Source organism: Armatimonadota bacterium (assembly GCA_031081585.1).
Classification (GTDB): Bacteria; Sysuimicrobiota; Sysuimicrobiia; order Sysuimicrobiales; family Humicultoraceae; genus Geohabitans; species Geohabitans tengchongensis.
This window is the reverse complement of record JAVHLY010000034.1, coordinates 18,238-28,048: the sequence shown is the minus strand read 5'-3', so window position 1 is coordinate 28,048 and position 9,811 is coordinate 18,238. Positions and strand designations below refer to the sequence as shown.

The 9,811-nt window shown below is 75.8% G+C and carries 5 protein-coding genes; 2 read left to right on the top strand and 3 right to left on the bottom strand.

Annotated features, from left to right (window positions below; genetic code table 11):
* Positions 1 to 120: 120 nt before the first annotated feature.
* Genes RB146_12150 through RB146_12140 form a run of 3 tightly spaced genes read right to left on the bottom strand, consistent with a single transcriptional unit; the run spans position 121 to position 3,645 of the window.
* Complete coding sequence (locus RB146_12150; protein ID MDQ7829721.1) at positions 121 to 792, bottom strand: histidine phosphatase family protein; 672 nt, start codon at positions 790 to 792, stop codon at positions 121 to 123.
* A 34-nt stretch (positions 793 to 826) separates the two neighbouring features.
* The gene (gene serA / locus RB146_12145; protein MDQ7829720.1) at positions 827 to 2,482 is read right to left on the bottom strand and encodes a phosphoglycerate dehydrogenase; all 1,656 of its coding nucleotides are present in this window, start codon (positions 2,480 to 2,482) and stop codon (positions 827 to 829) included.
* A 53-nt stretch (positions 2,483 to 2,535) separates the two neighbouring features.
* Entirely contained in the window at positions 2,536 to 3,645 is a 1,110-nt protein-coding gene (locus RB146_12140) for an alanine--glyoxylate aminotransferase family protein (protein ID MDQ7829719.1), read from the bottom strand.
* Positions 3,646 to 3,850: 205 nt separating this feature from the next.
* On the opposite strand from RB146_12140, the gene RB146_12135 reads away from it, so the two are divergent.
* Positions 3,851 to 5,140 carry a homoserine dehydrogenase gene (locus tag RB146_12135; protein ID MDQ7829718.1) on the top strand — a complete coding sequence of 430 codons (1,290 nt, stop codon included), beginning with the start codon at positions 3,851 to 3,853 and terminating at the stop codon, positions 5,138 to 5,140.
* Between the two features lie 206 nt (positions 5,141 to 5,346).
* Positions 5,347 to 9,750: a glutamate synthase large subunit gene (gltB, locus tag RB146_12130; GenBank protein MDQ7829717.1), complete on the top strand. Its 4,404-nt coding sequence runs from the start codon at positions 5,347 to 5,349 to the stop codon at positions 9,748 to 9,750.
* The last annotated feature ends 61 nt before the right edge of the window (positions 9,751 to 9,811 follow it).

Genomic DNA, 9,811 nt, shown 5'->3' with positions numbered 1-9,811 from the left:
CTAGAGCACCTGACCGGCCGCTGCTCTCTCCTGCGGCAGCGACATGCTGCCAGAACAACGCGTAAACGCACGAGGAGCGAACCAACTCACCGGCCGCCGTCAAGGGCCTGACTTGGTGAGTTACCGCTGGGCTCGCGGCAGCAGGCTCAGGTGCGCCGTGTCGTTCACCGCCACCACCACCGGCGGGCCGGCGCCGTACTCCACCACGCTGATCCCGCCGTTGTCCAGGACGAGCCGGCCCAGGTGGTCGTAGTCCATGCCCAGCGCCTCCCCCAGCACGACCCGCAGCACCACCTCGTGGGAGACGAGCGCCACCGTGGCCCCCGGGTGGGCGGCCACCACGCGCCGCACCGCCCCCAGCGCCCGGGTGCGCACGTCGAAGAGGCGCTCCCCGTCCGGCATCACCACCCGTCCGGGCAGCCGCTGCCAGAGGGCGTACCGTTCGCTGTCGCGCGCGGCCACCTCGGCCCAGGTGAGCCCCTGCCAGCGCCCGTGGTCGATCTCCACCAGCTCGGGGAGGGTGACGACCGGAAGGCCGTGCGGGCGGGCCACCGCCTCGGCCGTCTCCCGGGCGCGCCGCAGCGGGCTGCTGTAGACGGCGACCAGCGGCAGGGCGGCCAGGCGCCGGCCCAGCGCGGCCGCCTGCGCCTCGCCGAGCGGCGTGAGCGCCACGTCGGCCTGCCCCTGCACGCGCCCGTCCACGTTCCAGCGGCTCTGCCCGTGGCGGATCAGCAGGAGGCGGGTGGGGGGAGCCGGGGCGGGCGTCGGGTCGCTCATCGGCGCGTGGGGCATCGGCCGCGGTCACCCGCACGGAGGGGTGCGGCCATCACGGCGGCAGCGCCACCAGGCGGGCGTCGAAGATCCCGGGGATGGTGAGGAGTTCGGCCAGCAGGTCCGGCGGCACGGGGTCGTCCAGGCCCAGCACCATGATGGCCCGGCCCCGCGGCCGGTCGCGCCCCACCTGCATGGAGGCGATGTTCACGTCGGCGTTGCCGAGCATCGTCCCCACCTTGCCGATCATCCCCGGACGGTCGTCGTTGTGGCAGACCAGCAGGTAGCCGCGGGGCAGGAGGTCGACCCAGTACTCGTCCACCCGCACGACGTGCGGCTCCCCGCGGATGACCGTGCCCGCGACGGCGCGGCGCTGGTCTTCCGCCGCCACCTCCACGCCCAGCAGCGCCGGCCAGGGGTCGCGCTCGTCGGGGCGGCGCTCCTCGACGATCTCCAGCCCCCACCGTCGGGCCACCAGCGGGGCGTTGGCCAGGTTCACCCGCTCCTCGGTGATGGGCCCCAGCAGACCGCGCAGCACCGCGGCCTGGAGCGGGGCGGTGGGCAGCTCGGCCAGCTCCCCGCCGTAGACCAGGCGGACGCGTCCCAGCCGCCCGCCGTGCACGCCGCCCAGGAACCGGCCGAGGCGGTCGGCCAGGTCGGCGAAGGGCGCCAGCGCCGCCGCCGCCTCCGGCGGGACAATCGGCGCGTTCACCGCGTGCTCGGCCAGCCCTCCCTGCAGCACCGCCACCACCTGGCGGGCCACGTCCACCGCCACCGCCGCCTGCGCCTCCGCCGTGGAGGCGCCCAGGTGCGGGGTCAGGACCACGCGCGGGTGGGCGGTCAGGCGCGGGTTGCGCGGCGGCTCCTGGGTGAAGACGTCGAGCGCGGCGCCGGCCAGGTGGCCGCGGTCGAGCGCGTCCAGCAGCGCCTCCTCGTCCACCAGCCCGCCGCGGGCGGCGTTGATGAGCCGGGCCCCGGGCTTCATCCGGGCGATGGCCTCGCGCCCGAGCATCCCGCGCGTCGCCTCGGTGAGGGGGACGTGCAGCGTCACCACGTCGCTGCGCGCCAGCAGCTCGTCGAGCGGCACCAGGGGCACCCCCAGGCGTGCCGCCACTTCCGCCGGGAGGTAGGGGTCGTGGGCGATGACGTGCATGGCCAGCCCGCGGGCCCGGCGGGCCACCTCCTGGCCGATCTGCCCCAGGCCGACGATGCCGAGGACCTTGTCGCGCACCTCCACGCCGACGAAGCGGCTGCGCTCCCACCGGCCCGCCCGCACCGAGGCGTCGGCCTGCGGGATGTGGCGCACCAGGGCCAGCAGGAGTGCCAGCGTGTGCTCCGCGGCGGCCACGGTGCTGGCGCGGGGGGCGTTCACCACGACCACCGCCCGCCGCGTGGCCGCGTCCAGGTCGATGTTGTCGACCCCCACCCCGGCGCGGCCAATCACCTGCAGACGGGGCGCGGCCTCGATGACGGCCGCGGTCACCGGCGTCTCGCTGCGGACGATCAACGCGTCGCAGGCCCGCACGGCGTCCAGGAGGGCGTCGGGCGAGAGGTCGGTGCGCAGGTCCACGTCGGCGACCTGGCGCAGCAGCGCCAGGCCCGCCGGGTCGATCGGCTCGGTGACGAGGACGCGGGGGCGGTCCCCGGACGGGGTCGTCGAGGGGGGCTGGCCGGGCGAAGCCGTCGGCGCCGGTCCCCCGGAGGCAGTCATCGGCGGGAGCCCTGCAGGCGCGGCCACCGGCGGGCGCCGCTCGGGCGCAGCCATCAGCGCACGGCGGGGACGTGGGGCGCCAGGACGGCGCGCAGGCCATCGAGCACCGGGGTGATGTCGCCCTCGCTGACCGCGCCCAGGTGGCCGATGCGCAGGATCCGCCCCGCCAGCTGGCCGGGCCCGCCGGCCAGCACCACGCCGTGGTCGGTGCGCAACCGCTGCAGGACGGCCTTGGCGTCCGCCCCGTCGGGGAGCCAGAAGGCCGTGACGGTGTCCGAGGCGGTGCGCTCGTCGTGCGGGACCAGGCGCAGGCCCAGCCGTTGCACTCCCTCGCGGGTGGAGCGCCCCACGCGCCGGTGGCGCGCCCACACCGCCTCGACCCCTTCCGCCCGCAGCCGGCGCAGCCCCTCGCGCAGGGCGAAGCACACCGAGAGGGCCGGCGTCCAGGGGGTGCTCCCCTCCTGCGCGGCGTCGCGGGCGCGGCGCAGGTCGAAGTAGAAGCGCGGCATGCGGGCCCGCGCCTGCGCCTCCCACGCCGCGGGGGAGACCGCCACGATGGCTAGCCCTGGCGGGGCCAGCCACCCCTTCTGGGATCCGGAGACGACCACGTCCAGCCCCCAGGCGTCGGTGCGCAGCTCCAGACAGGCCGCCGAGCTGATGGCGTCTACCAGCAGCAGGCGCCCCTCCTCCTTCACCACCGCGGCCAGCGCGGCCAGGTCGTTGGTCACCCCGGTGCTGGTCTCGTTGTGCGTGACCAGCACCGCCCGGATGGCCGGATCGGCGCGCAAGGCCTGCCGGACGCGGTCGGGGTCGGCCGCCGCACCCCAGGGGAAGGCCAGCGGCATCACCTCGGCCCCGTAGGCCTGGGCGATGGCGGCGAAGCGCTCGCCGAAGTAGCCGACCGACACGGCCAGCACCCGGTCGCCCGGCGAGAGCGTGTTCACCACCGCGGCCTCCAGGCCGCCGGTGCCCGAGGCGGTGAGCAGGATCACGTCGTGCCGGGTGGCCAGCACCTCCTGCAGCCCGGCCGTCACCTCGGCCAGCAGCGCGCGGAACTCCGGGCCGCGGTGGTTGATCATCTGCCCGGACGCCGCATGGCGGACCTCGGGCGGCAGCGGGGTCGGGCCGGGGATGCGTAGGTGGACGGGACGCTCGTCGCTCACAGGTTCCCCTCCGCTGGCGGCGGTCGATGCGGGTCCTGGAGCTGTGTCGTCCGCACCGGACCGCCCTGGTTGGAAGCACAGGTTGGAGGCCGGGCGCCCGGAGTCCTGCCTGCCGAAGCAGGAAGGCCCGAACGCACGGCGCATTCCTCCAATTATGGTTCGTCCTCTGGTCGATGCTGGCAAGCCCGAGCGTGGTGCACCCGGCGTGGAGGTGGGCGTCGGCCTCCTGGGGTTCGGTGCGGTGGGCGCACAGGTCTACCGCCTCCTCGAGGAAGGGGCGGAGCGCATCGCCCGGCGCACCGGGTGGCGTCCCACCGTCAGGCGTATCGCCGTCCTGGACCCCGCGCGGCCGCGCCCGCACCCCCTCCCGGCCCACCTGCTCGCCCCCGACGCCGCTGCCGTAGTCGGTGACCCGCAGGTGGAGGTGGTGGTGGAGGTGATGGGCGGGCTGGAGCCGGCGCGCACGCTGGTCCTGGAGGCGCTGCGCCGGGGCAAGGCGGTGGTGACCGCCAACAAGCGCCTGCTGGCCACCCACGGGGCGGAGGTCTTCGCGGCCGCCGCGGCGACGCAGGCGCCGCTGGCCTTCGAGGGGGCGGTGGGCGGGGCCATCCCCATCGTGAAGCCGCTGCGCGAGACCCTGGCCGCCGACCGGGTGCGCGTCGTCGAGGGTATCCTCAACGGCACCACCAACTTCGTCCTGACCCGCATGACCCGGGACGGGTGGTCGTTCGCCGACGCCCTGGCCGAGGCGCAGCGACGCGGGTTTGCCGAAGCGGACGCCAGCGAGGACGTCGGCGGGCACGACGCCGCCGCCAAGCTGGCCATCCTGGCCTCGCTGGCCTTCGACGCCGCCCTGACCGACGCCGACGTCTTCCGCGAGGGGATCCAGGAAGTGGCCCCGCGCGACATCGCCTACGCACGCGAGCTGGGCTACGTGGTCAAGCTGCTGGCCGTAGGCCGGGACCTCGGCGAGGCGGTGGACGTGCGCGTCCACCCGGCCCTCATCCCCCAGACCCACCCGCTGGCCACGGTCGAGGAAGAGCGCAACGCCATTCTGGTGGTGGGCGAGCGCGCCGGTCCCCTGGTCCTGAGCGGCCCGGGAGCCGGGGGCGCGGCCACGGCGGCTGTGGTGGTGGGCGACATCCTGGACGCGGCCGGGCGGCGCCGGCGCGGGTCGGGGGAGGCGGAGCCAGCGCTGCGTCCGGCAGGGGCTCCGGCCCGGCGGCCGGTGTGGCCGGTGGAGGACCTGGTGATCCCCTACTACTTCGGCCTGCAGGTGACCGACCGCCCCGGGGTCTTCGCCCGGGTGGCCGCGGTCTTCGGCGAGGAGGAGGTGAGCATCGCCTCCATCGTCCAGAAGAGCCGCGGGGCGGTGGCCGATGTCGTCCTCCTCACCCACGAGGCGCGGGAGGCGGCGGTGCGCCGGGTGGTGGCCCGGCTGCGCGCCATGGACGTGGTGAAGAGCGTGGACAGCGTCATCCGGGTGGTGGAGTGAACGCGCTGGGCTCCAATCTCGCAGGGGAAAATCCGAACGTTTCGCCGTCGCGCCCTTGACAGATCCGCGCTGACGGTGTAGCAATCTGCGAAAGCGCGCGCTTCGGCGCGCCCCGACATACCCGTTGCACCGCGTCGGCAGCCCGAGGAGGTCCCACGTCAGGACCTGGACGCTGGGACGGCCTCGGGCTTCGCCTTTGTGGGGAGGTGAGAGCGCTGCTGCGCGAGCACGACGCCTGCGGCGTGGGGTTCGTGGCCCGCCTGGACGGCCCGCGGCACGAGGTCCTCGGCGCGGCGCTGCGAGCGGTGGCCCGGATGAGCCACCGCGGCGCGGTCTCCGCCGACGGGAAGTCGGGGGACGGCGCCGGTGTCCTCACCCAGCTCCCCTACCGCCTCCTGCGCCGTGACCTGCGGCTGGAGGGGATCCCGGACCAGGACCTCGCCGTGGGCATGCTCTTCCTCCCGCCCCGGGGCACCGACGCGGCCCGGGCCGCCGTGGAGGCCGCCGCCAGCGCGGAGGGCCTGGCGGTCCTGGGGTGGCGGGCCGTGCCGGTGGAGCCGGAGGCGCTGGGCGAGCATGCCCGGGCGACGCAGCCGGTGATCGAGCAGGTGGTGCTGGGCCGCGGGACCCACGGCGACGCCGCCTTCGCCCGCGCCCTCTACCTCTGCCGCCGCGGCATCGAGCGGCGCTGGCGGGAGGCCGGGGTGGATGGCTACGTCGTCTCCCTCTCCCACCGCACGCTCGTCTACAAGGGGCTCTTCGTCTCGCCGCAGCTCCCGCGCTTCTACCCCGACCTGACCGACCCGTGCTACGAGACCGCGCTGGCGGTCTTCCACCAGCGCTACAGCACCAACACCTTCCCCTCCTGGCGGCTGGCGCAGCCCTTCCGCTACCTGGCGCACAACGGCGAGATCAACACGCTGCAGGGCAACGTGCTGTGGACCCGCGCCCGCGAGGCCACGCTGCGCACCGCGCCGCCGTGGCGGGAGCGCTGGGCCGACCTGGTGCCGCTGCTCACCGACGGCGCCAGCGACAGCGCCCACCTGGACGGCGTGCTCGAGCTGCTCGTCCTCTCGGGCCTGGGGCTGCTGCGCGCGCTGGCCATGCTCGTCCCGCAGGCCTGGGAGCTGGTGGAGGACCTCGACCCCCACCTGCGCGCCTTCTACGCCTACCACGCCTGCCTGACCGAGCCCTGGGACGGGCCGGCGGCGCTGGCGGTCTCGGACGGCGCGCTCGTGGCCGGCGCGCTCGACCGCAACGGCCTGCGCCCGGCGCGCTACACGGTGACCGCGGACGGCCTGGTGGTGCTGGCCTCGGAGGCCGGCGTCCTGGAGGTGGAGCCGGAGCGGGTCCTCGAGAAGGGCCGCCTCGGGCCCGGCCAGGTGCTGGCGGTGGACACGGCGCGCGGCCGGGTCCTGCACGATGACGCGGTGAAGGGGGCGCTGGCGCGCGAGCACCCCTACCTCCGCTGGATCGCCCCGCTGGGCCGGCTGCCCGAGCCGAGGGCCTGCGGCCCCGCTCCCGCGCCGTCCCAGCGGCTGCGGCGCCTGCAGCGGCTCTTCGGCTACACGGTGGAGGACGTCGAGTGGGTCCTGCGCCCTATGGCCACCGAGGGGAAGGACCCGGTCTTCTCCATGGGGGACGACACGCCGCCGGCTGTTCTGGCCCAGCGGCCGCGCCTGCTGTACGCCTACTTCCGCCAGCGCTTCGCCCAGGTGACCAACCCGCCCATCGACCCGCTGCGCGAGCGCTCCGTGATGGCGCTGGCGACCCTGCTCGGCCCGCGCGGCGGGTGGCTGGGAGACGGGCCGCGCGAGGGCCTCATGGCCCTCGACTCGCCGCTCCTGGAGCCGGCGCAGCTGGCCTGGCTGCGGCGGGAAGCTCCCTGCGGCGTGGCCAGCCTGGAGGCCTGCTTCCGCCCGGCCGCGCAGCCGCTGGGGGCCGCCCTCGACGACCTGTGTGCGGCGGCGGTGCGGGCGGTGACCGCCGGGGCCGGGATCCTGGTGGTGAGCGACGCCGCCGTGGACGCGGAACGCGTCCCCATCCCCATGCTGCTGGCGGTCGCTGCGGTGCACCACCGCCTGGTGGACGCGGGGCTGCGCATGCGCACCAGCCTGGTGGCGGAGACGGGCGAGGCGCGGGACATCCACCAGATCGCCGCGCTGCTGGGGTACGGGACGCAGGCGGTCTGCCCGTACCTGGCCTTCGCCACGGTGGCGTCGGTGCCCGACGGCGCGGCCGCATACCGGCGTGCCGTGGAGGCCGGGCTGCTGAAGATCATGGCCAAGATGGGGATCAGCACCATGCTCGGCTACCAGGGGGCCCAGGTCTTCGAGGCGGTGGGGGTCGACCCGGCGCTGGTGGAGCGCTACTTCCCCGGCACCCCGGCGCGGCTCGGGGGGCTGGGACTCGACGACCTGGCGGCGGAGACCGTCGCGCGCCACGCGCAGGCCTTCGCCCCCGGCGGCGAGGCGCTGGAGGACGTGGGCCTCGTCCGGTTCCGCCGCACCGGCGAGTACCACGCCTTCAACCCCTACGTGGTGAAGCGCCTCCACCAGGCCGCGCGCACCGGCGACCGCGCGGCGTTTGCGGCCTTCTCCCGCCTGGTGGACGGTCGGCCGCCCGCGGCCCTGCGCGACCTGCTGGCCTTCGTCGAGCGGCCGCCGGTGCCGCTGGAGGAGGTGGAGCCGGCGGAGGCCATCGTGCGCCGCTTCGTCACCGCGGCCATGTCCCACGGGGCGCTCTCGCGCGAGGCGCACGAGGCCATCGCCATCGCCGCCAACCGCATCGGCGCCCGCTGCAACAGCGGGGAAGGGGGCGAGGACCCGGCGCGCTACCGCCCCCGACCGGACGGGGAGAGCGCCAACAGCACGGTCAAGCAGATCGCCTCGGCCCGCTTCGGCGTGACGCCGGCCTATGTCATGTCGGCAGCGGAGCTGGAGATCAAGATGGCCCAGGGGAGCAAGCCTGGCGAGGGGGGCCAGCTCCCCGGCCACAAGGTCTCCGCCGAGATCGCGGCGATCCGGCGGGCGCAGCCGGGGATCACGCTCATCTCCCCACCGCCGCACCATGACATCTACAGCATCGAGGACCTGGCGCAGCTGATCTACGACCTGAAGCGCCTCCACCCGGAGGCGCGCGTGGCGGTGAAGCTCGTCGCCGAGGCCGGCGTGGGCACGGTGGCCGCCGGGGTGGCCAAGGGGTTCGCCGACACGGTACACATCAGCGGGCACGACGGCGGCACCGGGGCCTCGCCGCTCGACTCCATCAAGCACGCCGGGGTGCCGTGGGAGCTGGGCCTGGCCGAGACGCAACGGCTGCTGGTGGAGAACGGCCTGCGCGGCCGGGTGCGGCTGCGCGTGGACGGCGGGCTCAAGACCGGGCGCGACGTGGTCATCGCGGCGTTGCTGGGGGCGGACGAGTTCGCCTTCGGCTCGTCGGTAGTGGTGGCGCTGGGGTGCGTGATGACGCGGGAGTGCCACCTGAACACCTGCCCGGTGGGCGTGGCCACGCAGCGCGAGGACCTGCGCCGCAAGTTCACCGGCACGCCGGAGCGCGTGGCGGCCTACCTGCTGGGCGTGGCCGAGGAGGTGCGCGGCCACCTGGCCGCGCTCGGCGCCCGCACCCTGGACGAGGTCATCGGGCGCGTGGAGTGGCTGCGCCCGGCGCCTCGGGACCACCCGCGGGCGGCGCGGGTGGACCTGCGCGAGCTCCTCACCCCGCCGGCGGCACCGGGCCCGCGCCGGTGCGTCCAGCCGCGCAATGTGCGCGCCGAGCCTGCGGGCCTGGACGACCGCCTCCTCGCCCGGGTCTGGCCGCGGGTGCAGCGCGGCGAGACGGTGCGCGCCGCCTACCCCATCGCCAACACCGACCGCACGGTGGGCGCGCGGCTGGCCGGCCGCATCGCCTGGGAGCTGGGCGAGCACGCGCTGCCCGAGGGGCAGGTGCGGCTCACCTTCCGCGGCAGCGCTGGGCAGAGCTTCGGCGCCTTCTGTGTGGGCGGGCTGCAGCTGGTGCTGGAGGGCGAGGCCAACGACTACGTCGGCAAGGGGATGTGCGGCGGGGAGATTGTCCTGCGCCCGCCGCGCCGGCTGCGGGGGGCGAGCCACACCCACGTCATCGCCGGCAACACCGTGCTCTACGGGGCCACCGGCGGCCGGCTCTTCGCCGCCGGACGGGCCGGGGAGCGCTTCGCCGTGCGCAACAGCGGCGCCGTGGCGGTGGTGGAGGGCGTGGGGGACCACGGCTGCGAGTACATGACCGGCGGGCTGGTGGTGGTGCTGGGGCGCGTGGGGCGCAACTTCGGCGCCGGCATGACCGGCGGGTGGGCGGTGGTGCTGGACGAGACGGGCACCCTCGCCCGGCACTGCCACCCGGACGTGGTCGTGGCCGAGCCGGCCGTCGATGACCTGCGGGCGGTGCGCTGGCTGCTCTACCTGCACCGGGTGCGCACCGGGAGCACACGGGCCGCGGCTCTCCTGGCGGGCTGGCCGCGCTGGTGCCGGATCCTGCGGGTGGTGCGGCCGCGCGGGGTGGCCGCGGCGCGGTCGGCCGGGACCTCCATGGCCGCGCCGGCGCCGCTGTTGGAGGGACAGGTGGCTGCACCCTGATGCCCCCGGCGCGTTGGCGCCGGGGCATGGCAACCAGGCCGCCACACGGCTGAAGTCTGGC

Bases quoted from the DNA above. Each gene is read 5' to 3' on its own strand.
- RB146_12150 (MDQ7829721.1), bottom strand. From the start codon at position 792: ATGCCCCACGCGCCGATGAGCGACCCGACGCCCGCCCCGGCTCCCCCC.
- serA (MDQ7829720.1), bottom strand. From the start codon at position 2,482: ATGACTGCCTCCGGGGGACCGGCGCCGACGGCTTCGCCCGGCCAGCCC.